Below are 26,330 nucleotides of genomic sequence, written 5' to 3'. Positions count from 1 at the left end.
CCCGCGCAGTTTAACGCGAGTGGCGACGTAATACTGCTATCAGACTGGCTTATGGGTAATTGAGTTCATACGCCAGCTCAGCGTAGCTGCAAAACCGGGGTTAAAGCTGCGATGTGTCAATGTTTTGAGGCGCGCAGAGAACTGATGGCTATCCAGCCCAGACACAGCGTACCCAGTACCAGCACAGCCCACAGACCGAGGCGTTTGAGGTCGATGCTCTCGGCAACTGGCGGCACAGGAACGGCTGCGTTGGCTGCAGGTGCAGTCGCCAGCCTGACCTTGCCCAGGGCTGCCAGTCTTTGCGGATTGAAGTCGGGAATCAGTGCCGTCACTGGCAGGCCTGTAGCCGGAGCCGATGCATTACCGACGGCGAGGGTGAACGGCCCGTTGCCCACAGGCTGGAACACAACCTGGATTGCAGGAACGGCAACGCTCAATCTGGGCGCTTCTGCTCCCAGTCCGCCGCCGCGATCATCGACGACCAGTTTCAGTTGCCGGACCTTGTGTCCCGTGAGCTGCAACTGGTCCTGAACGATCTCTCCATTGTTCTGAGTCAGTCGGTACAGCAAGCCATTGCTGATGACCTGCCATTCCTGCCCGGCATCGAGTCGTCCATAAAGCGTGCCGGGTGCCAGGCTGTTGTCTTGGGTGATATCAACTTTCACCCGTTCCACTGGCAGGTCGGTCGGCAACTGCCAGATATATTCATTGGGTTGCTCAACGACACCGCTGATCAATGGCGACCAGGTCAATGTCGCCGGAGCGTTCTCGGGGCTGGCGCTCAGCAGGTACGCAGAAACCAGAGTCGGTGCGCTTTGTGGCGAGCGCCACAGCAGGCGCAGATAACGGGCGTTCTGGCCGGGCAGGCCGACTTCTCGCTGCTCGACCATTTCATCGGAAAACGTCAGCCGCGCCACTTGTCCTTCGCCCCAGGCCTGCCAGTTCTGCAGATCATCGCTGGCTTCGATGCTGAAGTGCTGGAAGCCCTCGCGTTCGGCGCTCCAGTCGATCAGCAACTGTTCAAGAGGCGCCTTGACCGTGGTTGCATCCAGCAGCCAGCCGCGCAGTATTTCTTCACCCGCTTCGATGTCGCTCTGTGGCTGGACATCGATGATTGCGCCGTCGCTCGACCGTTTGCTGCGAATGATCGGTACTGCATCGCCCGCCTCGGCGGTGGTATACAGCGGGAACCAGTTCACAGGCGTCAACGCTGGATCTTCTTCGCGTGGCGCTTGTTTGCGGACCAGAGCATAGGCTTGAGCCTGGCCGGCGGCATCGAATACTCGCAGATCGTTCAGATTGCCCTGAAGCGCATTCAATTGCAGTGCGAGAGGTAATTCGATGCGATACAGCGGGCCTTGGCCGATCAGGGTCAAGGGCGTCTTGCTAGTGAAATCCGCCGGTTTTTCCAAAGCGTTGACGGTCATCGCCGCACACAGGGCTGCGCCGAGCACAGCGATTTTGATGACGAGCGGACGACTCACGAACGTGTTCCTCACGGTTGGGTAGGCTCTATGTCAGAGTCTGAACCTGTTTCCGCGCCGATTTTTGATCGGAATGTTTCCGCGGTAGTGTGTGAAATATCCCACCACCGATAGCGATATGCCAATACCTGTGAACAAAAGGAAGTGAGTCAGGGGCAAAAGTTGCGTAGGAGCGAATTCATTCGCGACTGAAGTCGCTCCTACGCGGGTTATGGGCGGTCTTGGTCCGGTCAGTCCAGCGCTTTCCAGATTTCGCCTGCGTACTCGCGGATGGTGCGGTCTGACGAGAACCAGCCCATGCGCGCGGTATTGAGGACTGCCGAACGCCACCATTGCTTGGAGTCGTGCCAGCGCTCTTCGACCTTGGCCTGGGCGGCCCAGTACGAGTCGAAGTCGGCGCAGACCAGGAAGCGGTCGTACGCCAGCAACTGATCGATCAAGCCCGCATAGCGGTTCGGATCGTCCGGCGAGAACACACCGCCGCGAATCGCTTGCAGCACATCATTGAGGCGACCGGATGCGGCCACATCGGCGTAGGCACTGAAATCGCCGGTTTGCTTGCGGGCTCCGACCTGCTGCGATGTCATGCCGAAGATGAACATATGCTCAAGGCCGACCTGCTCACTCATTTCCACGTTGGCGCCGTCCAGCGTGCCAATGGTCAGCGCGCCGTTGAGGCCGAACTTCATGTTACTGGTACCCGAAGCCTCCAGGCCGGCAGTGGATATCTGTTCGGAAAGGTCGGCTGCCGGGATGATGCTTTCGGCCAGGCTGACGTTGTAGTTGGGCATGAACACCACTTTGAGCAGGCCACGCACGGTCGGGTCGTTGTTGACGGTACGGGCGATGTCGTTGGTGAGTTTGATGATCAGTTTGGCCGAGTGATAGCTGGCTGCTGCCTTACCGGCGAAGATCTTCACCCGAGGCACCCAGTCCGTGCCGGGCTCGGCGCGAATGGCCTGATACAGCGCGACGGTGTGGAACAGGTTGAGCAACTGGCGCTTGTACTCGTGGATACGCTTGACCTGCACATCGAACATCGCAGCCGGATTGACCACGATCCCGAGGCGTTCATGGATGATGGCCGCCAGTGCGCGCTTGCTGTGCAGGCGCTGGTCTGCCATCTGCTTGCGGAACGAGCTTTTTTCCGCGAACGGCTCCAGTTCGATCAGGCGTGTCTCGGCATTGTCCAGTACATCCTCGCCCAGAGCTTCGACCAGCATTTCGGTCAGCTTCGGGTTGGCCTGGTACAGCCAGCGGCGGAAGGTAATGCCGTTGGTTTTGTTGTTGATCCGTTCCGGGTAAATCTTGTGCAGCTCGGCGAACACGGTCTTGCGCATCAGTTGGGTATGCAGCGCAGAAACACCGTTTACGCTGTGGGAGCCCAGGAACGCAAGGTTGCCCATGCGTACCCGGCGACCATTGTCTTCCTCGATCAGTGACACGGCCCGCAAGACGTCGAAATCATGAACGCCTTTGGCGCGCAGGGTGTCGATGTGCTGAGCGTTGATCAGATAGATGATCTGCATGTGGCGCGGCAACATGCGCTCCATCAGGCCCACCGACCAGGTTTCCAGTGCCTCGGGCAACAGGGTGTGGTTGGTGTAGCTCAGCGTGCCGACCGTGATTTTCCATGCTGCATCCCAGGCGATACCGTGGGTGTCGATCAGCAGGCGCATCAGCTCGGCCACGGCAATCGACGGGTGGGTATCGTTCATCTGGATGGCGGCGTGTTCCGGCAGATCCGTCAGGGTTGCATGCATGTTCAGATGGCGACGCAGCAGGTCCTGCAGCGACGCCGATACAAAGAAGTACTCCTGACGCAGGCGCAGTTCCTGGCCCGCCTCCGTTGCATCGTTGGGGTAGAGCACGCGGGAAATACTTTCGGCCCGCACCACTTCGGCAACCGCACCGAAGTGGTCGCCTGCGTTGAAACGCTCCAGATGCAGATCTTCCACTGCCCGCGCACGCCACAGACGCAAGGTGTTGACGCTGGCGCCACGCCAGCCCACAACGGGGGTGTCATAGGCAATGGCGCGCACGGTTTCAGCCGGACGCCATACCTGCCGCGCTTCACCCGACTCATTGAGTACGGTTTCCACGCTGCCGCTGAAGCCGATGGAGTAGACCACCTCGGGGCGCTCGAACTCCCATGGGTTGCCGAAGTCCAGCCAGTTCTCCGTTTGCTCCTGCTGCCAGCCGTCGACGATCGCCTGACGGAACAGGCCGTGCTCGTAACGAATGCCATAGCCATGACCGGCGATGCCCAGTGTCGACATGCTTTCCATGAAGCAGGCTGCCAGACGACCCAGGCCACCATTGCCCAAGGCTGCATCCGGTTCCAGCAGGCGTATGCGTTCGATATCCACGCCCAGTTCGGTCATCGCCTCGCGAGCGATTTCCAGCAGCCCGAGGTTACTCAGGCTGTCGTACAGAAGCCGACCGATCAGGAATTCAAGGGACAGGTAGTAAACGCGCTTCTGGACCTTGCGATAAATCTGCCGCGTATGGTCCATCCAGTGCTCGACCATATGGTCGCGAGCAGCCAGTGCTACAGCTTCAAACCAGTCATGCTCAAACGCATGGTCAGGGTCCTTGCCCACTGCATAGGTGAGTTTGGCAAGAACAGCGGCGCGAAAAGCGGCCACATCAGCGTCACGAACAAGTGGTTCCTGAGACATCGGTACGACCTCAAGTAGTCAGACGAGTGAAAAGTGGGTTCTTTGACTGTAGGCGTGTCGTCAGTTATTTCCTGAAAAAATTTTAAATAACCAGGCAGAACGCAAACGTTTCGACCCGGTCGCAAGGCGCTGGTTCGCGAACCTGTGCAATTGGCAAAACGCTTGCATTGATCGTTCCAGCCTGATCTTGAATGTGCAGCATGCTCATTCATCGTTTCGGGTTTATGATGCCCAACGGCAGAATAATAGACGCCTCTGAACTGGACTTATGGAGCATGTATGCAGACTTTGTACCCGCAGATCAAACCCTACGCCCGGCACGATCTGGCCGTGGAACAGCCGCATGTGCTCTATGTCGATGAAAGCGGCTCTCCAGAAGGCTTGCCAGTTGTGTTCATTCACGGCGGGCCGGGTGCGGGATGTGATGCTCAAAGTCGCTGCTATTTCGATCCGAACCTGTACCGCATCATCACTTTCGATCAGCGCGGCTGCGGTCGTTCGACTCCGCATGCCAGCCTTGAGAGCAACACCACCTGGCATCTGGTAGAAGACCTGGAACGCATTCGCGAACATCTGGGGATCGATAAATGGGTGCTGTTCGGCGGCTCGTGGGGCTCGACCCTGGCGCTGGCCTACGCCCAGACGCATCCCGAGCGTGTCCACGCCTTGATACTGCGCGGCGTTTTCCTGTGCCGTGCGCAGGAAATCGAGTGGTTCTATCAGTCCGGCGCCAGCCGCCTGTTCCCTGATTACTGGCAGGATTACGTGGCGCCGATTCCGCTGGATGAGCGCGATAACCTGCTGGCGGCCTTTCACAAGCGCCTGACCGGTGCCGATCAGATCGCCCAGATGCATGCCGCCAAGGCATGGTCCACCTGGGAAGGCCGCACCGCGACCTTGCGGCCCAACCCGCAGGTCGTCGACCGTTTCTCCGAGCCGCAACGTGCCTTGTCCATTGCGCGCATCGAATGTCATTACTTCACCAACAATGCCTTCCTGGAAGAAAACCAGTTGATACGCGATATGCCCAAGATCGCGCATCTGCCTGGCATCATCGTTCATGGCCGCTACGATGTAATTTGCCCGCTGGATAACGCTTGGGAGCTGCATCAGGCGTGGCCCAACAGTGAGTTGCAGGTCATTCGTGATGCCGGGCATGCGGCGTCCGAGCCAGGCATTACCGACGCGCTGGTACGTGCGGCTTCGCAGATCGCCCGCCGCTTGCTGGACCTGCCGCCAGAAGAGGCATAACCCCTGTAGGAGCGGATTCATCCGCGAAGAGGCCTCTGCTTTCTTCTCGACTGAAGTCGCTCCAACACAGCCTGAATAACGGATTCTTATTGATGAAAGGCTTGTTGCAGCGCGTGCAAAGTGCGCGTGTGGAAGTAGCTGGGGAAGTTGTGGGTGCTGTCGATCAAGGACTTTTGGTCCTTGTGGGTGTAGAGCCTCAAGACACACAGGCCAGTGCCGATAAGTTGCTGCATAAGCTGCTCAACTATCGAGTGTTCAGTGATGATGAAGGCAAGATGAACCTTTCATTGCGTGATGTAGGCGGCGGATTGTTGCTGGTTTCGCAGTTCACTCTGGCGGTGGATACCAAAAGCGGCATGCGCCCGAGCTTTTCAAAGGCCGCCTCACCGGCATTGGGTGCCGAGTTGTTCGACTATTTATTGTCACAGGCCAGGATCGCGCATCCGGTGGTTGCTGCGGGCCAATTTGGTGCGGACATGCAGGTTCATTTAGTGAATGATGGCCCTGTGACATTTTTGCTTGATACCTGACAAGATGAATTCTCTGCCTGCCCCGGATTTATTAGTCCTGCGCGTGAGAAATTCTTTGTCATAACTGATGCGTTGTGACGCGAGCTACTGGATAATCGCGCGCTACGGGGACCGACGAGAGTTGGTCCACTGCGTATTCAGAAGCGGGTTCTGACATTGATTGGGGAATCATTAAGCCCATTCGGAGTCGGAACAATGCTCGCCAACCCGGCATCTGATAGCTGGCCGTTGGTTTTTTCATCTGTTTTCGGCGAGGGTTGCTCGTGATTGTTAGTCCCTGTGATGCTCCAAAGACACCTGTCAAGCGGTTGCGTAGTGCGCTTTTGGCAAGCTCGGCTCTTGTCTGCCTGTTGGGTTCAGGCCAGCTATGGGCGTTCAATCTTGATGATGTAGCGGTAAAGGCCAAAGAAATGGCCGGGCAGAAGTTCGAGGCTCCCAAGAGCAATCTGCCCACCGAGTTGCGCGACATGAAGTTCGCGGACTACCAGAAAATCCGCTTCCGTGAAGACAAGGCTGAGTGGGCGACCGACAAGACGCCGTTCAAGCTGTCGTTCTATCACCAGGGCATGCACTTCGACACACCAGTCAAGATCAACGAAGTCACGGCCACAACCGTCGAAGAGATCAAGTACGACGCGAGCCGTTTCGATTTCGGCGACAGCAAGGTCGACCCGAAGGCCACCGAAAAACTTGGTTATGCGGGCTTCCGCGTCTTGTATCCGATCAACAAGGATGACAAGCAGGACGAAATCATGACCATGCTGGGCGCGAGCTACTTCCGCGTGATCGGCAAGGGTCAGGTCTATGGTCTGTCCGCTCGCGGCATGGCAATCGATACCGCCTTGCCGTCCGGCGAAGAGTTTCCGCGTTTCAAAGAATTCTGGATCGAGAAGCCAGGCCCGGATGACAACCATCTGGTGATCTTTGCCCTGCTCGATTCGCCTCGCGCCACCGGTGCTTACCAGTTGACCCTGCGTCCTGGCACCAACACGCTGGTCGACGTCAAATCGCGCATGTTCCTGCGTGAAAACGTCACCAAGCTGGGTGTTGCTCCGCTGACCAGCATGTTCCTGTTCGGTGCCAACCAGCCGTCGCGTGTGCCTAACTATCGTCGTGAACTGCACGACTCCAGCGGCCTGTCGATCCAGGCAGCCAATGGCGAGTGGGTATGGCGTCCGCTGAACAACCCGAAACACCTGGCCGTCAGCAGCTTCTCGGTCGAGAACCCGCGTGGCTTCGGTCTGCTGCAACGTGGCCGTGATTTCAGTCAGTACGAAGACCTCGACGACCGCTACGACAAGCGTCCAAGTGCCTGGATCGAGCCGAAAGGCGACTGGGGCAAAGGCACCGTCGATCTGGTAGAGATTCCGACTGCCGACGAAACCAACGACAACATCGTTGCGTTCTGGAAGCCTGACACCCTGGCCGCGCCGGGTGAGCCGATGGAGTTCAACTACCGTCTGCACTGGACCATGCAGGAAAACGCCATTCACTCGCCTGATCTGGGTTGGGTCAAGCAGACCCAGCGCTCCATCGGTGACGTAAGGCAGTCCAACCTGGTTCGTCAGCCGGACGGCAGCCTGGCATTCCTGGTCGACTTCGTCGGTCCGGTGCTGGCCGCATTGCCTGAAGACAAGACCATCCGCAGCCAGGTGACCACCGATGACAACGTCGAACTGGTCGAGAACAACCTGCGCTACAACCCGGTTACCAAGGGCTATCGTCTGACTCTGCGTGTGAAGGTCAAGGACCGTAACAAGCCGACCGAGATGCGTGCCTACCTGTTGCGTGAAATTCCTGCCGAGCCGGGCAAGGAACCTGCGCTGCTTGTTGCTGACAAAGAAGACAAGAAGCCAGCGTCCAAGGAAGCTGCAAAACCTGCAGCCGCCAAGGAAGTTGCCAAGGCTGACGCCGCCGTAGCCAAGGCCGATGCGACCAAGACTGGCGATGCCAAGCCTGAAGTCGCCAAAGCCGATGCAGCCAGGACTGACGCCGCCAAGGCTGATCCAGCCAAGAAAGCCGATGCACCCAAGGCTGATGCAGCAAAAGCTGACAAGGCTGACGTAGCGAAAGCCGACGTGGCCAAAGATGCTGACGGTAAAGAGATCAAGCAGCCTGAAGCCGAGGCCGCACCCACCCATCCGGAGCCGGCCAAGACGTTGCAAGTCATGACCGAGACCTGGAGCTACCAGTTGCCAAGCGATGAGTAATTCTCTACCCGTGCCAGAGTCTCTGAACGAGTACCTGGCACACCTGCCGATGAGTGACGAGCAGCGGGCAGAACTTGCCAGCTGCAAGTCGTTCGCTGAATTGCACGAACGTCTTTCCGCACAGCCGGTAAGCGATAAGGCCGAGGTCGCCCAGGCGTCCGTCGGCCGTCGCCTGACGCTGTCCACGGCTGAAGAATTGCAGGACGCCGAGCTTCTCGACGTCGATGCCAGCGGTCGCATTCGTCTGAAGGCTACGCCACCGATCCGTCGGACCAAGGTTGTTCCAGAGCCATGGCGCACCAACATTCTGGTGCGTGGCTGGCGGCGTCTGACCGGCAAGACCAACCCTCCCAAGCCCGATCACAGCGATTTGCCCCGTGATCTGCCCAAGGCGCGCTGGCGTACGGTCGGCTCGATTCGTCGTTACATTCTGCTGCTGTTGATGCTTGGCCAGACCATCGTGGCTGGCTGGTACATGAAAGGCATTCTGCCGTATCAGGGCTGGTCGCTGGTTTCACTGGACGAAATCACTCGCCAGACCTTTGTGCAGACGGCGTGGCAGGTACTGCCTTACGCCTTGCAGACCAGCATTCTGTTGCTGTTCGGTATTCTGTTCTGCTGGGTTTCGGCCGGTTTCTGGACGGCGCTGATGGGCTTTCTCGAATTGCTCACGGGCCGCGACAAGTACCGTATCTCTGGTGCCAGCGCCGGTAACGAGCCGATCGAAGCCGGTGCGCGTACCGCACTGGTCATGCCGATCTGCAATGAAGACGTGCCACGGGTATTTGCCGGTCTGCGTGCGACGTTCGAGTCGGTTGCCGCAACGGGCGATCTGGACCGTTTCGATTTCTTCGTGCTCAGCGATACCAACGATACCGACATCGCGGTGGCCGAGCAGCAAGCCTGGCTGGACGTGTGCCGTGAGACCGGTGGTTTCGGCAAGATCTTCTATCGTCGTCGTCGCCGTCGTGTAAAACGCAAGAGCGGCAACCTCGATGACTTCTGCCGTCGCTGGGGTGGCGATTACCGCTACATGGTCGTGCTCGATGCCGACAGTGTGATGAGCGGCGAATGCCTGACCAGTCTGGTACGCCTGATGGAGGCTACTCCTGACGCCGGTATCATCCAGACTGCGCCACGTGCCTCGGGCATGGACACGCTGTATGCGCGCATGCAGCAGTTCGCAACCCGCGTTTACGGCCCGCTGTTCACTGCCGGTCTGCACTTCTGGCAACTGGGTGAATCCCATTATTGGGGTCACAACGCGATCATCCGCATGAAACCCTTCATCGAGCACTGCGCCCTGGCGCCGTTGCCGGGCAAGGGGGCATTCGCCGGTGCGATTCTTTCCCACGACTTCGTCGAAGCTGCGCTCATGCGCCGTGCCGGCTGGGGTGTGTGGATTGCCTACGACCTGCCGGGCAGCTACGAAGAGTTGCCGCCCAACCTGCTGGACGAACTCAAGCGTGACCGCCGCTGGTGCCACGGCAACCTGATGAACTTCAGGCTGTTCCTGGTCAAGGGCATGCACCCGGTTCACCGTGCAGTGTTCCTGACAGGCGTGATGTCGTATCTATCGGCGCCGTTATGGTTCTTCTTCCTGGTGTTGTCCACGGCCTTGCTGGCAGTGAACACCCTGATGGAGCCGACCTACTTCCTTGAACCGCGTCAGCTGTATCCGCTGTGGCCACAATGGCACCCGGAAAAAGCCGTCGCATTGTTCTCGACCACCATTGTCCTGTTGTTCCTGCCCAAACTGCTCAGCGTCATTCTGATCTGGGCCAAGGGCGCCAAGGCATTTGGCGGCAAGTTCAAGGTCACGGTTTCGATGCTGCTGGAAATGCTGTTCTCGGTGCTGCTGGCTCCGGTGCGCATGCTGTTCCATACTCGTTTCGTGCTGGCTGCTTTCCTGGGCTGGGCGGCGACCTGGAATTCTCCGCAGCGTGACGACGATTCCACGCCATGGATCGAGGCGGTCAAGCGCCATGGTCCGCAGACCTTGCTGGGTGCCTGCTGGGCCTTGCTGGTGGCCTGGTTGAACCCAAGCTTCCTGTGGTGGCTTGCGCCGATTGTGGTTTCCCTGATGCTGTCGATTCCGGTATCGGTGATTTCCAGCCGTACCAAGCTGGGTCTCAAGGCGCGTGACGAGAGCTTCTTCCTGATTCCGGAAGAGTACGACACGCCTCAGGAGCTGATTTCTACCGATCAGTACACCCACGAGAACCGTTGGCATGCGTTGAAGGACGGCTTCATTCGTGCCGTGGTCGATCCTCAGCAGAACGCCCTGGCGTGTGCGCTGGCGACTTCCCGTCACCGTCTGGCCCAGCCTGTCGAGACGGTTCGTCATGAGCGCGTCGAGCATGCACTCAAGGTCGGTCCCGAGAAGCTCAGCAACCATGAGCGTCTGATGCTGCTGAGCGACCCTGTCGCCCTGGGGCGTCTGCACGATCAGGTCTGGAATGCAGGCCACCCTGAGTGGCTGGCTGCGTGGCGTGCTTCCATCGAAGCCGATCCACATGCACCTCTGCTGCCGCTTCAGCCGGTCAAGCAGGATGCGGAGCCAGTGTTGGCGTAAGCTGCACTGTCCTTTCGCGGATAAATCCGCTCCTACGGTGTTGTAAATCCCCGTAGGAGCGAATTTATTCGCGAAGCTCTTAATTAACCCGAAATTTCCCCACCAATTCCCTCAGATGAGTGCCCAACCGGGCCAGCTCAATGCTTGATGCTGCCGTCTCGTCGCTTGCCGCAGCGGTCTGTTCCGAAATGTCCCGCACCCTGAGCACATTGCTGTTTATCTGCTCGGCCACTGCGCTCTGCTCCTCGCTGGCAGTCGCGATCTGCTGGTTCATGTCCTGAATGGTGGCCACGGTCCGGGTGATCTGCTCCAGAGCACAGCCTGCACGTCGACTCAGTTCTACGCTGTTGTCGGTCAGGTTACGGCTGCTGTCCAGAGTCGTGGCGACTTGCTGGGTGCCGCTCTGCAAGGCGGCGATCAGTTCCTCGATTTCCTCTGTGGACTCCTGAGTGCGCTGCGCGAGGCCGCGCACTTCATCGGCAACTACCGCAAACCCGCGCCCGGCCTCGCCGGCACGTGCCGCTTCGATGGCTGCATTGAGAGCCAGCAGGTTGGTCTGTTGGGAGACGGACTTGATCACATCGAGCACCCCGACAATCTTGCCGCTTTCCAGCTTGAGCTGATTCATCGCCAGCGTCGAATTGGCGACTTCACTGGCCAGTTGCTCGATCTGACTGATGGCCTGACTGACCACCTGATCGCCGTCGCGGGCTTGTTGATCTGCAGCGACCGCTGCCTGAGAGGCTTGCTGTGCATTGCGGGCGATTTCCTGCACGGTGGCTGCCATCTGATTCATGGCGGTGGCGACCTGATCGGTTTCGTCCTTCTGGCTGTTGACCCCGACGCAAGTCTGCTCCGTCACCGCCGAGAGCTGTTCGGCGGCACTGGCGATCTGGGTGACACCATCGCCAATGCCGCTGACCAGATCGCGCAGGCTCAAGGTCATGGCCTGCATGCTGTCTTGAAGCTGGCCCATTTCATCCTGACGCTGGATATCCAGATCCTTGCTCAGATTGCCTTGGGCGATACGCCCGGCAGCGGTCAAGGTCTGTTGCAGCGGCAGTGTGATCTGCTGCGTCATGACCCAGGCGGCCAACAGGCCGATGAGCAAGGCCAGCCCGGCAACACCGCTCAACAGGGTTCGCGAGCCAGCGGCCTCGACATCGCGCTGAGTGCCTTGCAGGTTTATCAGCCGGGCAACCAGATCCAGCATCTTGTCACCCAGCTCCTCCATGGTTTCCTGAAGGGCCTCGACCTTGATCTGGATGTCCTTGAAGCGGTTCAGTTGTTCGCGATAGCGCCGCAAAGCCTCGCTGGCGGGTTTGAGCCCCTGGATATTGTCATCGGCCTGATCCTGGGAGATCTGCTGCACTTCCTTGAGCGCTTCGTCGATGGCTGCAATCGCAGCGGTTTCATCGGCTTCCTTGTTGGTGAAGGTGTAAGCCTGGACCTGAGAGCGGGCAATCTGGATTTGCTGCTTGAGCTGGGAAATATTGGTGAATTCATCCAGGCGCTCGCTGTTGTCCTGCTCCTGGCTTACGGCCTTGAGCACTTCGCTTTCGACCTGCTCCACGGCTTTCACAGCCTGTTCCGATTGCTGTTCCAGCTCGATGCGCGACTGGTCACGGGCTTTGCGATCAAGGCCAAGGTCGGTGAAGGTCTTTTCCATACGGCTGATGACCTGACTCTGCTCGGTCAGCAGAGCAAGGCTTTTGGCATCGTCGGTTTCCCTGCGCAGCGTCACCAGTTGGGCCTCCAGTTCATTGAGCCGCTCTACAACTCTGGTTGCGTTTTCATGAGTGTTTTCTGAGCGGAAAACAATGCGTTCAGTGCGAAGGTCCTTGGTCAGGTTGCTGAGCTGGCCGATGGAGGAAATGGACTCGGAGCGCTCGATCATCGCGTCCAGGCCATGCCAGCCGGTCAGCGTGATGGCGAGAGTCAGTAATAGAACCAGGCCGAAGCCCAGCGACAGTTTGAGTTTGACGCTCATGTTATCGAGCGAGTGATTGATCCATCGAAACATCGGACTTCTCCTGCTGTAAGCGAACAAAAGCAGGCCCTGAACGTTGCAGGGCATGCGTCATGAGCGCATCGGCAGGAAGCGGGTATTGCACGACCTGAAGAGGTCGTAGGAGATTTCCGGGGAGAGTGGGCGGGTGAAGCGGGTCACGTTTATGCGCGTGGCCAATGGCGGGAAGGAAGCGGTGGCCTGCACCGCTTCCTGCTCGCGTCAGATTTTGAAGCGACCTACCAGCACCTGAAGATGATTGCCCAGACGCGCCAGCTCAACGCTGGAGGCGGCTGTTTCTTCACTGGCTGCGGAGGTTTGCTCGGAGACGTCACGCACGTTGAGTACGCTGCGGTTGATCTCTTCAGCGGTAGCGCTTTGCTGTTCGGCCGCAGCGGCGATCTGCTGGTTCATCGACTGGATCGCGGAAACGGTCTGGGTGATGTTTTCCAGCGAAGTACCGGCACGGCGCGTCAGGTCCACGCTGCTGGCAGTCAGGTCGCGGCTGCTGTCCATGATGCTTGAGGCTTGCTGTGTGCCGTTCTGCAGGCTGGCGATCAGCGCTTCGATTTCCTCGGTGGACTTCTGGGTACGTTGCGCCAGGCTGCGAACTTCGTCCGCCACTACCGCAAACCCGCGACCGGCTTCACCTGCGCGTGCCGCTTCGATAGCGGCGTTGAGGGCCAGAAGGTTGGTCTGTTCGGCAACCGACTTGATCACGTCCAGGACGCTGCCGATCTTGTCGCTTTCCAGCTTGAGCGCGCCCATGGCTTCGGTGGAGTTACCGACTGCCGAGGCCAGACGCTCGATCTGGGAAATAGCTTCTTTCACTACGCGCTCACCTTCGCGAGCCTGCTGATCGGCTGCTACGGCCGCTTCCGAGGCCTCTTCGGCGTTGCGTGCGACTTCCTGCACCGTTGCGGTCATTTCGTGCATGGCGGTGGCGACCTGATCGGTCTCGACCTTCTGGCTGTTGACCCCGGCGCTGGTCTGCTCGGTGACGGCGGACAGCTCTTCGGCCGCGCTGGCGATCTGTGTCACGCCATCGCGAATGCCGCCAATCAGCTCGCGCAGGGAAACCGTCATGCGCTGGATACTGCCTTGCAGCCTGCCCAGTTCGTCATTGCGATCAATGACCAGATTCTGGCTCAGGTCACCGGAGGCAACACGTTCTACCACGTCGAGTGTCTTTTGCAGCGGTACGGTGATCTGGCGAGTGATGACCCAGGCCGCCAGAATGCCAAAGACCAGTGCCAGGGCTGTTGCGATGGCAATCATCATGACCGACTTTGCGCTTTCGGCATCGCGGCTGGCGGTCTGTGCATCGATCATTTCATCGTTGACGGTCAGCATCTTGGTGCCCAGCGCCGTCATTTTCTCCAGTGCTGCCTTGCTGGCTGCCTGGGCATCGCGATATTGCCCAACGGCGGCGCGATAGCCTTTCAGGCCTGCAATGGCCTGTTGCAGCATGGGCAGGTAGGAGGAAGAGATATCACCTGCCAGAGTATTGATGCCGGTCATCGCTTCATCGATGGCCGCATTGGCGTTCTTCTCGAACTCGGCACGGCCACTGTAGGTGTAGCCGCGCACTTGAAAGCGGGCCTGCTGGATCTGTTTGCTGGCACCGACGATATTGTTGAAGGCCAGAATGTTGTCGGCCTTCAGCAGTTCGGCTTCGATCTTGCCGACTTCGGCAACGGCTTTGTCGGCATTGTCGCCCATCAGGCTGCGAGTGCCTTCCCGGGTTTCGATGGCCTTGGTCATTTCGCCGAATGCCTGGCGATATTCGTTGGCGCTCTGGATCTGGGAGTCGAGGCGCTTGATGTTCTCGGCGGAACGCAGCAAAGCCCTGGCGGCCTTGAGGGCTGCATCGAGCTTGTCCAGATTTGCTACTACAGCGGACGCTGTTTCGGCGTTGTACAGTGTCTCGTAGCGCATGCGATTGATACGCAGCTCAAGCGTCAGCACGTTGACATCGGTGATCGCCGCAACCCTGTCCCCGCGAGAGATAAGGCCCTGCGTGCTTAACCAGGCCGTAGCCGTAATCATCAGGGTCAATGCCAGGACCAGACCGAAGCCGATCGCTAATTTCAAACTTACACTCGCATTGGCGAGACTTCGAGCGAACCAGCGATACATGACAACTCCTCAATCTCTATTTTTATAGATCCGCTTTTACATCGGCTCCTGATTGAGAAACTGTAGTCATTGCTCTGATAAAAGAAAGGCTTAGAACAGACGGGCCAGCAGGGCGGTCACAGCGGTTTCGACCCTCAGTATTCGCTCGCCGAGTTGTACCGGTTGCAGGCCGGCCTTGCGCAGCAGGTCGATTTCATAAGGGATCCAGCCACCTTCCGGGCCGATTGCCAGTGTGACCTGTTGCTCGACTGCGCGTGGGCAGGCAGGGAATTCGCCGGGATGACCCACCAGCCCGAGTGTATTTTGGGCCAGTTGCGGCAGACGGTCTTCGACGAACGGTTTAAAACGCTTTTCGATCACGATCTCGGGCAGGACGCTGTCGCGTGCCTGTTCAAGCCCCAGGATCAACTGTTCACGAATGGCTTCAGGCTCCAGAAACGGCGTCTGCCAGAAGCTTTTTTCAACCCTGTAACTGTTGAGCAGGATGACCTTGGGCACGCCCATGGTCGCGACCGTCTGGAAAACCCGGCGCAGCATCTTGGGGCGTGGCAGTGCCAGTAACAGGGTCAATGGCAGCTTGGCGGGAGGCGCGCTGTCGAGGCTGATGCGCAGCTCGGCTTCGTGGCTTTCCAGACGAATCAGCTCGGCAGTGCCCAGCAAGCCGTTTACGCGACCGACGCGCAGGCTGTCGCCGACCTCTGCGCGATGCACCTCTTGCATGTGCGTGAGGCGCCGGTCGCGCAGGATGACTCTGTCGGCCGCAATGAAGTCGGCCTCTTCAAGTAGCAGCAGGTTCACGACAGGGTCGCGGGCGGCTGGTCTTGCTTGTCAGCGTCGTCGGGCTGGTCGTCCGGGTGTTCGCCACGCTTCCTGATCATCGAACTGCACAGGATGCCCAGCTCGAACAGCAGCCACATGGGCACGGCGAGCAAGGTCTGGGAGAAGATGTCCGGCGGAGTGAGGATCATGCCGACCACGAAGCAGCCGATGATCACGTAGGGACGAATCTTTTTCAGGTATTTGACGTCGACGATGCCGATCCAGACCAGCAGCACCACGGCTACCGGAATCTCGAAGGCCACACCGAAGGCAAAGAACAGCGTCATGACGAAGTCGAGGTAGCTGGCGATGTCGGTCATCATCGACACGCCTTCGGGAGTCACGCTGGCGAAGAAGTGGAAAATCAGCGGGAAGACCAGAAAGTAAGCGAACGCCATGCCTGCGTAGAACAGGATGATGCTCGATACCAGCAGCGGAACGGCAACGCGCTTCTCATGCTTGTAAAGGCCCGGCGCGATAAAGCCCCAGATCTGATGCAGGATGACCGGCATGGACAGGAACAGCGCCACCATCATGGTCAGCTTGAACGGTGTGATGAACGGTGAGGCCACGTCGGTGGCGATCATCGTCGCGCCTTCGGGCAGGTACACCCGTAGCGGAGCCGAAACCAGCGTGTAGATCTTCTGGGTGAAGTAGAACAGGCCGGCAAAAATCAGGAACACCGCCGCAACACAGCGCAGCAGGCGTGTACGCAATTCTGTGAGGTGCGAGACCAGCGGCATTTGCTGATCGTTTTCCGGAATATCGCTCATGGGGCTCGTGGGGGCAGTGACGAATCGTGGGCGGAAGGCGGCGTGACGGGGACCGGGGACGCCGTTTGTTTAGGGCGCTTTTCCAGAGACAGTTGGCTCTTGGGTGCCGGCTCTGCCGGACCGATTTCCTGGGTGGCTGCTGCTTGCGGTTCGCTCTGCGACTCGGCGACAGGTTCTGGCTCAGGCTCGGAATGAGGCGAGAAAATCTTTCTCGCCTCTTCTTCCAGCGACAGAATGTGTTCGTTGTGCAGTTGCCGACGGATTTCGTCGGCACCGATTTCACGTTCAACTTCCTGTTTGATCGCATTGAAGCTGCGCTTCAACCGGCCGATCCACAGACCGGCGGTGCGCGCAGCACCCGGCAAGCGCTCAGGGCCAAGCACCAGCAAGGCCACCAGCCCTACGAGCAGCAGTTCAGAGAAGCTGATACCGAACATGGCTTAAACCTGGTCTTTGCGGGTCGGCTCTTCGACTTTATGCGCCTGCCCGTCGATGGTGTGTGGCTGGTTCAGCGGAGAAGTCTGAGGTGCCGCCTGCGCCTGTTGCGGTTGAGCGCCAGGTTGTTCGGCAGGTTTTTCGTCGTCGTTCATGGCCTTGCGAAAGCCCTTGATCGATTCGCCGATATCGCTACCCAGGCCCTTGAGTTTCTTGGTGCCGAAAACCAGCACGACAACGATCAGGATGACGACCCAGTGTTTCCAGTCAAAAATACCCATGAAGCATTCCTCGTAGAAAATTCGAACCTGAAAGACAGGTAGTTAATCCGCTGTGCGTGCAGCTTTTTCTGCGTGTCCGGACAGCCCGAAGCGGCGGTCCAGTTCATCAAGCACGGCTTGTGGATGCTGACCCAGTGCAGCCAGCATTACCATGCTGTGAAACCAGAGGTCAGCGGTTTCGTAGATTACATCGCTGCAATCGCCGCTGATGGCGGCATCCTTGGCAGCGATGATGGTTTCGACCGATTCTTCACCGATCTTTTCCAGAATCTTGTTCAAACCCTTGTGGTACAGACTGGCGACATACGAGCTGTCGGCAGCGGCATCCTTGCGCGATTCCAGCACCTGGGCCAGACGGGACAAGGTATCAGTCATGTTCAGTGTCCTGCGTGATAAATGGCATCCGGGTCTTTGAGCACCGCGTCGACCGTCTTCCAGCCCGAGTTTTCATAAACCCGGTAGAAGCAGCTTTCGCGTCCGGTATGGCAGGCAATGCCGCCGATCTGCTCGACCATCAGGATGATGACGTCGGCGTCGCAATCCAGGCGCAGCTCATGCAATTGCTGAACGTGGCCGGATTCCTCTCCCTTGCGCCAGAGTTTGCCACGCGAACGCGACCAATATATTGCACGGTTCTCTTTTGCAGTCAGGCTCAGGGATTCGCGATTCATCCAGGCCATCATCAATACACGGCCAGTCTTGTGATCCTGAGCGATTGCAGGCACCAGACCGTCGCTGTTCCACTTAATCTCGTCCAGCCAGTCTTTCATAACTACTCCGGCAGCCGGGCCTCAATAATCCCGGCGGGTTGAACAGTGTGCCAGTCACATGCGTCGCTGGCTATCGGCGAACGATCAGATACAGCCCTGACACCAGCATGATTCCAACCGGCCAGGCGGTCAGCGTCAATAGCGGAAGGCCGGCTGCACTCAGCGCCCAGACCTGAACCACGCCGCCACTCAAAAGCGCCGCGCCCAGCAGGCGCAAGGCCCAGTTATCGCTGGGGCCAGAGCGTGGCGGCGGGTCGTTCGCATGGGGCCTGGACAGGCGCTCCAGCAGGTCGCGGGTCATGCCTGCAATATGCGGTAACTGTTCGACCTGGGTTTGCAGGTTCTGAACCAGCGTCTTGGGGCTGACCCGCTCACGCATCCAGCGCTCCAGGAAGGGTTGAGCGGTGCTCCACAGGTCCAGATCAGGATAGAGCTGACGGCCCAGACCTTCGATATTGAGCAGGGTCTTTTGCAGCAGCACCAGTTGTGGCTGGACTTCCATATTGAAGCGGCGTGCAGTCTGGAACAGGCGCATCAGCACCTGACCGAATGAAATGTCCTTGAGCGGCTTCTCGAAGATCGGTTCGCATACGGTACGAATCGCGGCTTCAAACTCGTTGAGCTTGGTTTCGGCGGGCACCCAGCCTGAATCGATGTGCAATTGCGCCACCCGGCGATAATCGCGCTTGAAGAAGGCAAACAGGTTGCGGGCCAGGTAATCCTGATCCTGCGGCGTCAGGCTGCCGACGATCCCGCAGTCGATGGCGATGTACTGCGGACGCCATGGATTGACCGTGCTGACGAAAATGTTGCCCGGGTGCATGTCGGCATGGAAGAAACTGTCGCGGAATACCTGGGTGAAAAAGATCTCCACGCCGCGCTCTGCCAACAGCTTCATATCGGTGCGCTGATCGGCCAGGGTGGCCAGATCGGTGACCTGAACGCCGTAGATCCGCTCCATGACCAACACTTTCGGACGGCACCAGTCCCAGTAGACCTGTGGCACATACAGCAGATCGGAGCCCTCGAAGTTGCGGCGCAACTGGCTGGAGTTGGCGGCTTCACGCAGCAGGTCCAGCTCGTCGTAGATGGTCTTTTCGTAGTCGCTGACCACCTGCACCGGATGCAGCAGCCGGGCATCGGCCGACAGCCGCTCGGCGGTGCGGGCCAGAATGAACAGCCATGCCAGATCCTGACCGATGACTGGCTTGAGGCCAGGGCGCACGACCTTGACCACCACTTCTTCGCCGGTCTTGAGGCGTGCGGCATGGACCTGCGCCACGGAGGCCGACGCCAGAGGCGTCACGTCGAAGCGGCTGAAGACCTCACTGATTTTTGCACCCAGTTGCTCTTCGATCAGGTTCACGGCCAGTTGCTGATCGAACGGCGGTACGCGGTCTTGCAGCAGCATCAGTTCGTCGGCGATGTCTTCGGGCAGCAGGTCGCGGCGGGTCGAAAGCAACTGCCCAAACTTGATGAATATCGGCCCCAGATCCTGAAGCGCCAGACGCAGGCAGGCACCACGACTCAGGTCCAGAGTCTTGCGTGGCAACCAGCGCCAGGGCAGGACGAATCGCACGGCCAGCATCCACCAAGGAAGCGGCAGGGCGAAGAGCAGGTCATCGAGGCGGTAGCGGATCACGACACGTTGGATACGAAACAGACGGCGGACGGCAAGCAGCTTCATGCGTTATCGCTGGAATTGAGGGATTGGGTGAGACGTGCAAAGCGCGCCTCAAGACGTTCCAGATCCATTTTGATCTGATCGAGTTCGGCAAAGCGGGCTTCGGCCTCGTGTTTGCCGACCAGAGTACGCGATTCTTCACTCAGGTAGTCGGCCACATTCTGGCTGAGGCTGGCGAAGTTATCGCGGGTCCAGCGTGCGCGGCTGCGCAGGTGGCCGCTGAGCAACTGGCTGGCTACCGGACCGAGCCAGCGGGAGAGTTCATGCTCCCAGTCCAGCTCCAGGTCTTGAAGGATGCTGACCAACTCCAGCAAGACTGCGCTGTCACCGTCCAGCTCGACTTCCGGGCCGTGGAGCACGGCAGTCTTGTCCTGGCTCAGCGCCAGACGCAGCAGGCTGGCTGCCGGAGCGCGCAGGATGCAATCGGCATCCGCTGCCCAGTCAGCCGCCAGCAGCAGACCTTCGTCGCTGGGCAGGATGAACAGTTGCAGCGCCGGGTCGCGGCAATCGATGGCTATCACCTTGCCAGCCAGTTCGGCAAGACGCGGCGCAGCCGTGCTGTCCAGACGCAACACGCGATTGATGCCGTGCTCGACGCTGGCGAGCAGACCGCGCAGGAGCATCAGGGTTTGATACCGCGATGCAGGGCGACGATGCCCGAGGTCATGTTGTGATAGGTCACGCGGTCAAAGCCGGCGTCTACCATCATCGACTTGAGGGTTTCCTGATCCGGGTGCATGCGGATCGACTCTGCCAGATAGCGGTAGCTTTCCGAATCATTGGTCACCAGCTTGCCCATGAACGGCATGAACGCGAACGAGTAGGCGTCATAGGCTTTTGACATCAGCTTGTTGGTCGGTTTGGAAAATTCCAGCACCAACAGACGACCGCCGGGCTTGAGCACACGCAGCATGGAGCGCAGGGCGTCCTCCTTGTGCGTCACGTTGCGCAGACCGAAAGCGATGGTCACGCAATCGAAATGGTTGTCAGGAAAAGGCAGCTTCTCGGCGTCGGCCTGTACGAATTCGACATTGCCCGAAACGCCCAGGTCCAGCAGGCGATCGCGCCCGACCTTGAGCATCGAAGCGTTGATGTCTGCCAGGACCACATGACCGGTCGGGCCGACCAGATTCGAGAACTTGCGGGTCAGGTCGCCCGTGCCGCCCGCGATATCCAGGACCCGGTTGCCCGTGCGAACACCGGAAAGCTCAATAGCGAAACGCTTCCACAGCCGGTGCATGCCACCGGACAGCAGGTCGTTCATCAGGTCGTATTTGGCCGCTACGGAGTGGAAAACCTCAGCGACTTTCTCGGCCTTCTGGCTTTCCGGTACGTTTTTGTAGCCGAAATGAGTGGTGGGTTCGGTATCGCTACCTTTGCGCTGATCGTTCATATCGCTGCCGCCGGAATAGAATGCCGATCATTCTAATCGCCAGGGCTGGCTTTGTCTTGACAAGGCTCATCGTCAGGGCTTTCTTCGGGACGAGCGACTGTTATAGTTGCGCCGCGATTCAACCGACAGAAAAGGAACTCTCCAATGGCGAAAATAACTGTTGAGCGCCCGCACACTCTGGGCCGTGACAAGGCGCGGGAGAGGGCTGAGCAACTGGTCGAGAAACTGGCCGAGAAATACGGACTGGCTCACGAATGGGCCGGCGATACCGTCAAGCTCGAAGGCAAGGGCGCCAAAGGCAAGGTTGAAGTTGAAGATGCGCTTATCCGGGTCAGCATCGAACTGAACTTCATCCTGTCGGCCATGAGCGGTTCGATCAAGTCAGAAGTTGAGCGGGTGCTGGACAAGGCGCTGGTTGCCTGAACTCGATGTTTCTGGTTTTTCGCGAATGAATTCGCTCCTACACGTCGCCCGTAGGAGCGGATTCATCCGCGATGACGTCACTCCGACCGACGCATTTCCTCTGCAGGTCCCGCCCCTTCGCGAATGAATTCACTCCTGCTGCCGTGAGGCTACTTGCCCAGGTACTTTTCCACGATCCAGCGGACGTTCTTTCGATCCTCTTCCACCGACTCCTGTCGAGTGGCCCAGACGACCAGAAGATCGTCCCGAATGGGCATGAGCGCTGTGCACAGCGGCTGTTGCGTGGGGACGCACGTAATCTGCGACCCAGATCCCTCTGCGATCATTTTCCGGGCCGCATCGCCACCGGTCGGCCCCTTGCCAGCGAATGCAAATAGCTGTTCTTTCGAGTCGATGAGGTAGCTGCGTTCGACAACACTGAACGTGTGAGGGCTGAACACATGCTTTCCATCATAGAGGCCCGTTTTGCATTGACTCCTTTCCCAATGCGTCAACAGCTTCTCGCAAAAAGCCCTGGAAACATAAGCATGTGTATCGAGGGCGAAATCTTGTAACTGACTATAAGCATCAAGGTCCAACTGAATCAGCGAGACATATGTGCCATGTGTGCTGTGTGATAACACCTTTTTTGCAGGCACCTCTGTGCCGTCGTTCAGTATCAGGTTGCTGTTCGTGGTCGAGGAGAGCAATGCAATGGTGGGCAGGCTCAACCGCTCATTGCCGATGCGAATTGTTTGATACTGGGCCAGTGCGTCTTCTGAAGCAGGCATCTGCGCAGGTTGTGGCTCTTCGTCGCATCCTGCCAGGACGAGAGCGAGAAACAGGGTGGCGCTATTGAATTTCATGGTACGTCCAATACTTTCTTGATGCCTTGGAACGCTTGCTTTCATGCGCTAACCCTTTGATTTTTATAGAGACAAGACCCTGAAAAGTTAAGGGAAATGACTGCGCAGGCTGCACGAGTCATTCATAACCTGTTACCTAGGGTGTGCATTCTAATTTTTCTCCGTACTTTTGAGTCATGCCCCGACAAGGGCGGTTCCTTGAACTTTCGAGAGTGAGGTGCACCATGGCCAAGGCTACCCTGAAGAAAAAAATTGAAGACGAGCAGGCAACAGCGTTTTCCGAAGTGAAACTGTATGCCCGCAAAATCTGGCTGGCTGGCCTGGGCGCTTATGCCAAGGCCAATCAGGAAGGCACCGAGTACGTCAGAGAACTGATCAAGACTGGCGAAAAAGTGGAGAAAGACGCCAAGAAGGCTGTCGATGAAAAGCTTGAAGCGGCCAACAGCGAAATCGATTCGATCAAGGGCGAGGTTTCAGGCGTCAAGGGCCGTGTCGAGGCTCAGCTCGACAAGATCGAAAGCGCCTTTGATCGTCGTGTTGCCAAGGGCTTGAACCGGATCGGCATTCCATCTAAACATGATGTTGAGACACTCTCTGCTAAGCTCGATGAGCTGACGGCATTGCTTGAACGTGTCGGGCCTAAAAAGCTCGAACGTAACGAGCCCAAAAAGCTCGAACGTATCGAGCCTGAACATTAAGGAGAGCAGGATGGCTGGCAAGAAAAAAGTTGAAAAAGAAGGCAGCTCCTGGATTGGCGAGGTTGAGAAGTACTCTCGCCAGATCTGGCTGGCTGGTTTGGGCGCTTACTCCAAGATCAGCAATGACGGCAGTAAGTTATTTGAAACACTGGTAAAAGACGGCGAAAAGGCCGAGAAGCAGACCAAGGTGGAAGCCGGGAAGCAACTCGACAATGCCAAGGATACCGCGAAGGCGGCCAAGTCCCGTGTAGGTGACGTCAAGGATCTTGCGCTGGGCAAATGGAATGAACTCGAAGGCGCGTTCGACAAGCGTCTGAACAGTGCCATTTCGCGCCTGGGTGTTCCAAGCCGTAATGAAGTGCAGGCGTTGCACAGCAAGGTCGATGAATTGACCCGCCAGATCGAGCTGCTGACCGGTACCAAGGCCAGGCCGGTTGCGTCGCGCTCGACTGCACCTGCCAAAAGCACCGCTAAACCGTTGGTCAAGGCTGCAGCCAAAACTGTAGAGAAGACCGCGAACAAGGTTGCGACTAAAACTGCAGCGGCCAAACCGGCAGTCAAGAAAGCGGCCGCCAAGCCGGTTGATGCTGTAAGCAAAGCTGCGGCTGCAACTGCGGACAAAGCCAAGTCTGCGGCCAAGCCTGCGCCGAAAAAACCTGCTGCCAGGAAGCCGGCTGCAAAACCTGCTGCCAAGCCAGCGGCTTCGGCAGCACCAGCTGCTGCTCCGGCTGCTGCGCCGTCGACCCCCGCTGCGTCGGCGCCAACAACCGGTCAGGCCTGATAACAGCTTGCTACATCCAGCCCGGCCTGTTCCACAGGCCGGGTTTACCTGCTCAAATACTGCATGGCCAGCTCTTCGGCCGCCTGCCTTGATGTCGGCACCAGATGCGGTGTAACGAGCATCATGATCTGATAGACCACCACCCGCACTTCCCCTTCGCGACCCAGAATGCGCTGATAGTCCAGTGAGAACAGCAGGTTCATGGTGATCTGCTCCACCAGTTGGCCCAGTGCCTGTGTTTCGCTGATCAATTGTCCCTGAGCCTTGAGTCGTGCCAGCAGCGAAGCCAGGGTGCGCTTGAGCGAGTTGAGCAGGTTGCGAATGCCGCGTGCCAGCTTGGGCAGGCGCCCGGCCAGGTTGGACAGGTCCTGAAACAGGAATCGGTAGTGCGCAAGGCGCTCGACGATCAGGTGCAGGAACAGCCAATAGTCTTCGGCATTGAGTCGCGCATCGGAGGGCGGATCGAGCAGTGGAGTCAGTTCGTTCTGGAAACGCTCGAACAACTCCATCACCAACGGCTCTTTGCCATGGAAGTGGTAGTACAGATTACCGGGGCTGATGCCCAGTTCGTTGGCGATTTCCAGGGTGGACACATTAGGCTCGCCCTGCTGATTGAACAGTATCAGGGCGCATTCAAGTATTCGGTCGCGGGTTTTCATCCAGTCTTCTTGTTTGGGTTATGGCTCGGACGCCACAGCATGAATGGCAAGCGCGCTCCTACCTGTTTGTTATGCAACAGCGTGGCGCCGATGTGGTCGCAGGTTTCCTGTTTATACCTTCAACGCATATGCACATAGGTTCCCGGCGCGGCTTCCATCGAAGGGTAATTGGCGTTGCCAAGCTCGATCCGGGTTTCGTGCTGGGTGCCTGAGCGCTCGTGAATCCATTTCAGCCAGGTTGGCCACCAACTGCCATCGTTGTGTTTGGCATCGTAATACCAGGCTCGCGGGTCGCTGCTCAGCTTGTCGTTCTCGACGAAGTTGGCTTTCGGGTTGCCCGGTGGATTGAGAATGCTTTGCACATGACCGCTGTTGGAGAGCAGGAAACGTCGCTCGCCGCCCAGCAGCAGCGTAGAGCGATAGACCGAATCCCATGGCGTGATGTGGTCGTTGATACCGGCAATGCTGAAGCTGTCTACGGTCACTTTTTGCAGGTCGATAGGCGTGCCGCACACTTCCAGCCCGCCCGGATGGCTGAGCGGGTTGTGCTTGAAGAAGTCCAGCAGGTCGCCATGCAGGGCCGCCGTCAGGCGAGTGGTGTCGTTGTTCCAGTAGAGGATGTCGAACGGTGGCGGTGCCTTGCCCAGCAGGTAGTTGTTGATCCAGTAGCTCCATATCAGATCGTTGGGGCGCATCCAGGCAAAGATCCGGCTCATGTCGCTGCCTTCCAGCACGCCGCGTTGGTAGGAGCGCCGCTTGGCAGCTTCCAGCGATTCCTCGTCGATGAACAGGGTGGCAGGGCTTTCGATCTGGCTGTCCAGCAGACTGACCATATAGGTAGCGCTGGCAACCCGGCGTATCTGTCGCTTGGCCTGCAAATGCCCCTGCAGGGCGGCGATGGTCAGGCCGCCTGCACAGGCACCCAACAGATTGACCTCGCGGGCGCCGGTAATCGCCCGGCAGACATTCATGGCTTCTTCGGTCGCCTCGACGTAACTGGACAGCCCCCATTCGCGATGCCGCACATCGGGGTTGCGCCAACTGATGGCGAAGGTCTGCAGGCCGTTCTTCAGGGCGTACTGCACAAAGCTGTTGTTGGGGCTGAGGTCGAAGATGTAGAACTTGTTGATCTGCGGGGGCACGATCAGCAATGGCCGTGAGTATTGCTTTTCACTCATCGGCTTGTACTGGATCAGCTCCAGAATATCGTTGCGAAACACCACGGCTCCGGACGTGGTGGCGACAGTGCGACCGATCTCGAAGGCGTCCTTGGTGGTCTGGCGAGGCAGGCCATTGTTGTGCAGCAGGTCATCGGCCATGTGGCCCAGGCCTTTGAACAGGCTGCTGCCGCCTGAATTGAAAAGCTCTTTGATGGCCAGCGGGTTGAGCAGGGTATTGGACGGCGACAGCGCATCGTTGATCAGCGTGAAGAGAAAGTGCGCCCGTGCCCGGTCATCCTTGGACAGATCGCTTTCATCGATCCAGAGCCTGGTCTGATGCTGCCAGCTCAGGTAAGCCTGCAAGCCACGGCGATACAGCGGGTTCAGGCTCCAGGTCGGGTCTGCAAAGCGGCTGTCACGCGGGTTGGGTGTATGAGGCATTTCTCCCAGAAGCATGACTTTGCCTAACTGGCTACCTAACGCCAAGGCATGTCGGGCGCTACGAAGGGGGTGTTTCCAGCCTTGGGAGGCGACGCTTCGCAGCGTATGAAACAGGTCGCGACCACGCAGGCCGGTAATGGCGCTTTGTGCGTTTATGAAGGTCGCCGGTGTAGTGGCGGCAACCTTCGTTGATTTGTCTCGCATGAGGGCAACACTCCTTCGTCAAGCCATCAACCAATAGACTGACGCAGTGCCTGTCATGGCAGCGTGCGTCGTTCTGCGCTGTGCGA

Annotated in this window: 23 protein-coding genes and 2 pseudogenes; 7 read left to right on the top strand and 18 right to left on the bottom strand. The window is 58.5% G+C overall.

Going from position 1 to position 26,330, the window contains the following annotated elements:
* Positions 1-116: 116 nt before the first annotated feature.
* A complete protein-coding gene (locus tag Q6A51_RS11845) occupies positions 117-1,466 on the bottom strand; it encodes a DUF3999 domain-containing protein (protein WP_304574881.1) in 1,350 nt (449 codons plus the stop codon).
* Between the two features lie 248 nt (positions 1,467-1,714).
* Positions 1,715-4,165 carry a glycogen/starch/alpha-glucan phosphorylase gene (locus tag Q6A51_RS11840; protein WP_201001437.1) on the bottom strand — a complete coding sequence of 817 codons (2,451 nt, stop codon included), beginning with the start codon at positions 4,163-4,165 and terminating at the stop codon, positions 1,715-1,717.
* Between the two features lie 279 nt (positions 4,166-4,444).
* On the opposite strand from Q6A51_RS11840, the gene pip reads away from it, so the two are divergent.
* From pip to mdoH, 4 genes are all read left to right on the top strand, one after another.
* Complete coding sequence (gene pip, locus Q6A51_RS11835) at positions 4,445-5,416, top strand: prolyl aminopeptidase (protein ID WP_201001438.1); 972 nt, start codon at positions 4,445-4,447, stop codon at positions 5,414-5,416.
* Positions 5,417-5,508: 92 nt separating this feature from the next.
* Complete coding sequence (dtd, locus tag Q6A51_RS11830; RefSeq protein ID WP_304574860.1) at positions 5,509-5,946, top strand: D-aminoacyl-tRNA deacylase; 438 nt, start codon at positions 5,509-5,511, stop codon at positions 5,944-5,946.
* A gap of 263 nt (positions 5,947-6,209) precedes the next feature.
* Entirely contained in the window at positions 6,210-8,156 is a 1,947-nt protein-coding gene (locus tag Q6A51_RS11825; protein ID WP_304574859.1) for a glucan biosynthesis protein G, read from the top strand.
* Positions 8,149-10,731, top strand: a complete 2,583-nt coding sequence (gene mdoH / locus Q6A51_RS11820; RefSeq protein ID WP_201018335.1) for a glucans biosynthesis glucosyltransferase MdoH — start codon at positions 8,149-8,151, stop codon at positions 10,729-10,731. Before Q6A51_RS11825 ends, mdoH begins: the two co-directional genes overlap by 8 nt.
* 79 nt (positions 10,732-10,810) lie before the next feature.
* Here the strand turns inward: mdoH and Q6A51_RS27495 are convergent, their stop codons facing one another.
* From Q6A51_RS27495 to ubiE, 13 genes and pseudogenes are all read right to left on the bottom strand, one after another.
* Positions 10,811-11,527, bottom strand: coding sequence for a methyl-accepting chemotaxis protein (locus Q6A51_RS27495; RefSeq protein ID WP_405046141.1), 717 nt, complete (start codon positions 11,525-11,527; stop codon positions 10,811-10,813).
* A 141-nt stretch (positions 11,528-11,668) separates the two neighbouring features.
* Positions 11,669-12,628: pseudogene (locus tag Q6A51_RS27490) on the bottom strand (methyl-accepting chemotaxis protein); the annotation flags it as partial.
* A 333-nt stretch (positions 12,629-12,961) separates the two neighbouring features.
* Positions 12,962-13,825 carry a methyl-accepting chemotaxis protein gene (locus tag Q6A51_RS27735; protein WP_445177095.1) on the bottom strand — a complete coding sequence of 288 codons (864 nt, stop codon included), beginning with the start codon at positions 13,823-13,825 and terminating at the stop codon, positions 12,962-12,964.
* Positions 13,817-14,788 (bottom strand): annotated as a pseudogene (locus Q6A51_RS27730) (methyl-accepting chemotaxis protein); the annotation flags it as partial. The pseudogene Q6A51_RS27730 and the gene Q6A51_RS27735, both read right to left, overlap by 9 nt.
* Before the next feature lie 180 nt (positions 14,789-14,968).
* Positions 14,969-15,676 carry a 16S rRNA (uracil(1498)-N(3))-methyltransferase gene (locus Q6A51_RS11805; RefSeq protein ID WP_201018332.1) on the bottom strand — a complete coding sequence of 236 codons (708 nt, stop codon included), beginning with the start codon at positions 15,674-15,676 and terminating at the stop codon, positions 14,969-14,971.
* Positions 15,673-16,470 (bottom strand): twin-arginine translocase subunit TatC, encoded by a 798-nt coding sequence (gene tatC / locus Q6A51_RS11800; RefSeq protein WP_201001446.1) that lies wholly within the window; start codon positions 16,468-16,470, stop codon positions 15,673-15,675. Before tatC ends, Q6A51_RS11805 begins: the two co-directional genes overlap by 4 nt.
* Entirely contained in the window at positions 16,467-16,907 is a 441-nt protein-coding gene (gene tatB, locus Q6A51_RS11795; RefSeq protein WP_201018331.1) for a Sec-independent protein translocase protein TatB, read from the bottom strand. The genes tatC and tatB overlap by 4 nt, the downstream gene beginning before the upstream one ends.
* 3 nt (positions 16,908-16,910) lie before the next feature.
* Positions 16,911-17,186, bottom strand: a complete 276-nt coding sequence (locus tag Q6A51_RS11790) for a twin-arginine translocase TatA/TatE family subunit (protein WP_201001448.1) — start codon at positions 17,184-17,186, stop codon at positions 16,911-16,913.
* A gap of 42 nt (positions 17,187-17,228) precedes the next feature.
* A complete protein-coding gene (locus Q6A51_RS11785; RefSeq protein ID WP_025262314.1) occupies positions 17,229-17,561 on the bottom strand; it encodes a phosphoribosyl-ATP diphosphatase in 333 nt (110 codons plus the stop codon).
* 2 nt (positions 17,562-17,563) lie between these two features.
* On the bottom strand, positions 17,564-17,956 hold the full coding sequence (gene hisI, locus Q6A51_RS11780) for a phosphoribosyl-AMP cyclohydrolase (protein ID WP_025262313.1): 393 nt from the start codon (positions 17,954-17,956) through the stop codon (positions 17,564-17,566).
* A gap of 70 nt (positions 17,957-18,026) precedes the next feature.
* Positions 18,027-19,643: a ubiquinone biosynthesis regulatory protein kinase UbiB gene (gene ubiB, locus Q6A51_RS11775; protein ID WP_304574856.1), complete on the bottom strand. Its 1,617-nt coding sequence runs from the start codon at positions 19,641-19,643 to the stop codon at positions 18,027-18,029.
* Positions 19,640-20,263, bottom strand: a complete 624-nt coding sequence (locus tag Q6A51_RS11770; RefSeq protein ID WP_304574855.1) for a ubiquinone biosynthesis accessory factor UbiJ — start codon at positions 20,261-20,263, stop codon at positions 19,640-19,642. The genes ubiB and Q6A51_RS11770 overlap by 4 nt, the downstream gene beginning before the upstream one ends.
* Positions 20,263-21,033: a bifunctional demethylmenaquinone methyltransferase/2-methoxy-6-polyprenyl-1,4-benzoquinol methylase UbiE gene (ubiE, locus tag Q6A51_RS11765; protein WP_025262310.1), complete on the bottom strand. Its 771-nt coding sequence runs from the start codon at positions 21,031-21,033 to the stop codon at positions 20,263-20,265. The genes Q6A51_RS11770 and ubiE overlap by 1 nt, the downstream gene beginning before the upstream one ends.
* Positions 21,034-21,177: 144 nt before the next feature.
* Between ubiE and Q6A51_RS11760 the strand changes: the two genes are divergently transcribed.
* Complete coding sequence (locus tag Q6A51_RS11760) at positions 21,178-21,456, top strand: polyhydroxyalkanoic acid system family protein (protein ID WP_201001454.1); 279 nt, start codon at positions 21,178-21,180, stop codon at positions 21,454-21,456.
* A gap of 149 nt (positions 21,457-21,605) precedes the next feature.
* On the opposite strand, the gene Q6A51_RS11755 is transcribed toward Q6A51_RS11760, so the two are convergent.
* A complete protein-coding gene (locus Q6A51_RS11755; RefSeq protein WP_304574854.1) occupies positions 21,606-22,301 on the bottom strand; it encodes a hypothetical protein in 696 nt (231 codons plus the stop codon).
* A gap of 224 nt (positions 22,302-22,525) precedes the next feature.
* On the opposite strand from Q6A51_RS11755, the gene Q6A51_RS11750 reads away from it, so the two are divergent.
* Positions 22,526-22,999 carry a phasin family protein gene (locus tag Q6A51_RS11750; RefSeq protein ID WP_201001456.1) on the top strand — a complete coding sequence of 158 codons (474 nt, stop codon included), beginning with the start codon at positions 22,526-22,528 and terminating at the stop codon, positions 22,997-22,999.
* Between the two features lie 10 nt (positions 23,000-23,009).
* The gene (locus tag Q6A51_RS11745; protein WP_201018327.1) at positions 23,010-23,780 is read left to right on the top strand and encodes a phasin family protein; all 771 of its coding nucleotides are present in this window, start codon (positions 23,010-23,012) and stop codon (positions 23,778-23,780) included.
* Between the two features lie 44 nt (positions 23,781-23,824).
* Here Q6A51_RS11745 and Q6A51_RS11740 read toward each other — a convergent pair whose 3' ends face one another.
* Positions 23,825-24,439 (bottom strand): TetR/AcrR family transcriptional regulator, encoded by a 615-nt coding sequence (locus tag Q6A51_RS11740; RefSeq protein WP_201018326.1) that lies wholly within the window; start codon positions 24,437-24,439, stop codon positions 23,825-23,827.
* Positions 24,440-24,558: 119 nt separating this feature from the next.
* A complete protein-coding gene (gene phaC / locus Q6A51_RS11735) occupies positions 24,559-26,244 on the bottom strand; it encodes a class II poly(R)-hydroxyalkanoic acid synthase (RefSeq protein ID WP_201018325.1) in 1,686 nt (561 codons plus the stop codon).
* Positions 26,245-26,330: the final 86 nt, after the last annotated feature.

The sequence above is a fragment of the Pseudomonas serbiensis genome, from assembly GCF_030580745.1.
Taxonomy (GTDB): domain Bacteria; phylum Pseudomonadota; class Gammaproteobacteria; order Pseudomonadales; family Pseudomonadaceae; genus Aquipseudomonas; species Aquipseudomonas serbiensis.
This window is presented reverse-complemented; position numbering and strand designations above follow the sequence as displayed.

Excerpts from the sequence above, each read along its gene's own strand:
- Q6A51_RS11785 (WP_025262314.1), bottom strand. The coding sequence starts at position 17,561 with ATGACTGATACCTTGTCCCGTCTGGCCCAGGTGCTGGAATCGCGCAAG.
- Q6A51_RS11760 (WP_201001454.1), top strand. The coding sequence starts at position 21,178 with ATGGCGAAAATAACTGTTGAGCGCCCGCACACTCTGGGCCGTGACAAG.
- ubiE (WP_025262310.1), bottom strand. The coding sequence starts at position 21,033 with ATGAACGATCAGCGCAAAGGTAGCGATACCGAACCCACCACTCATTTC.
- hisI (WP_025262313.1), bottom strand. The coding sequence starts at position 17,956 with ATGAAAGACTGGCTGGACGAGATTAAGTGGAACAGCGACGGTCTGGTG.
- pip (WP_201001438.1), top strand. The coding sequence starts at position 4,445 with ATGCAGACTTTGTACCCGCAGATCAAACCCTACGCCCGGCACGATCTG.
- Q6A51_RS27735 (WP_445177095.1), bottom strand. The coding sequence starts at position 13,825 with ATGACGGTTTCCCTGCGCGAGCTGATTGGCGGCATTCGCGATGGCGTG.
- tatC (WP_201001446.1), bottom strand. The coding sequence starts at position 16,470 with ATGAGCGATATTCCGGAAAACGATCAGCAAATGCCGCTGGTCTCGCAC.
- dtd (WP_304574860.1), top strand. The coding sequence starts at position 5,509 with ATGAAAGGCTTGTTGCAGCGCGTGCAAAGTGCGCGTGTGGAAGTAGCT.
- phaC (WP_201018325.1), bottom strand. The coding sequence starts at position 26,244 with ATGCGAGACAAATCAACGAAGGTTGCCGCCACTACACCGGCGACCTTC.
- Q6A51_RS11755 (WP_304574854.1), bottom strand. The coding sequence starts at position 22,301 with ATGAAATTCAATAGCGCCACCCTGTTTCTCGCTCTCGTCCTGGCAGGA.
- Q6A51_RS27495 (WP_405046141.1), bottom strand. The coding sequence starts at position 11,527 with ATGAATCAGATGGCAGCCACCGTGCAGGAAATCGCCCGCAATGCACAG.
- Q6A51_RS11750 (WP_201001456.1), top strand. The coding sequence starts at position 22,526 with ATGGCCAAGGCTACCCTGAAGAAAAAAATTGAAGACGAGCAGGCAACA.
- tatB (WP_201018331.1), bottom strand. The coding sequence starts at position 16,907 with ATGTTCGGTATCAGCTTCTCTGAACTGCTGCTCGTAGGGCTGGTGGCC.
- mdoH (WP_201018335.1), top strand. The coding sequence starts at position 8,149 with ATGAGTAATTCTCTACCCGTGCCAGAGTCTCTGAACGAGTACCTGGCA.
- Q6A51_RS11745 (WP_201018327.1), top strand. The coding sequence starts at position 23,010 with ATGGCTGGCAAGAAAAAAGTTGAAAAAGAAGGCAGCTCCTGGATTGGC.
- ubiB (WP_304574856.1), bottom strand. The coding sequence starts at position 19,643 with ATGAAGCTGCTTGCCGTCCGCCGTCTGTTTCGTATCCAACGTGTCGTG.
- Q6A51_RS11740 (WP_201018326.1), bottom strand. The coding sequence starts at position 24,439 with ATGAAAACCCGCGACCGAATACTTGAATGCGCCCTGATACTGTTCAAT.
- Q6A51_RS11770 (WP_304574855.1), bottom strand. The coding sequence starts at position 20,263 with ATGCTCCTGCGCGGTCTGCTCGCCAGCGTCGAGCACGGCATCAATCGC.
- Q6A51_RS11790 (WP_201001448.1), bottom strand. The coding sequence starts at position 17,186 with ATGGGTATTTTTGACTGGAAACACTGGGTCGTCATCCTGATCGTTGTC.
- Q6A51_RS11840 (WP_201001437.1), bottom strand. The coding sequence starts at position 4,165 with ATGTCTCAGGAACCACTTGTTCGTGACGCTGATGTGGCCGCTTTTCGC.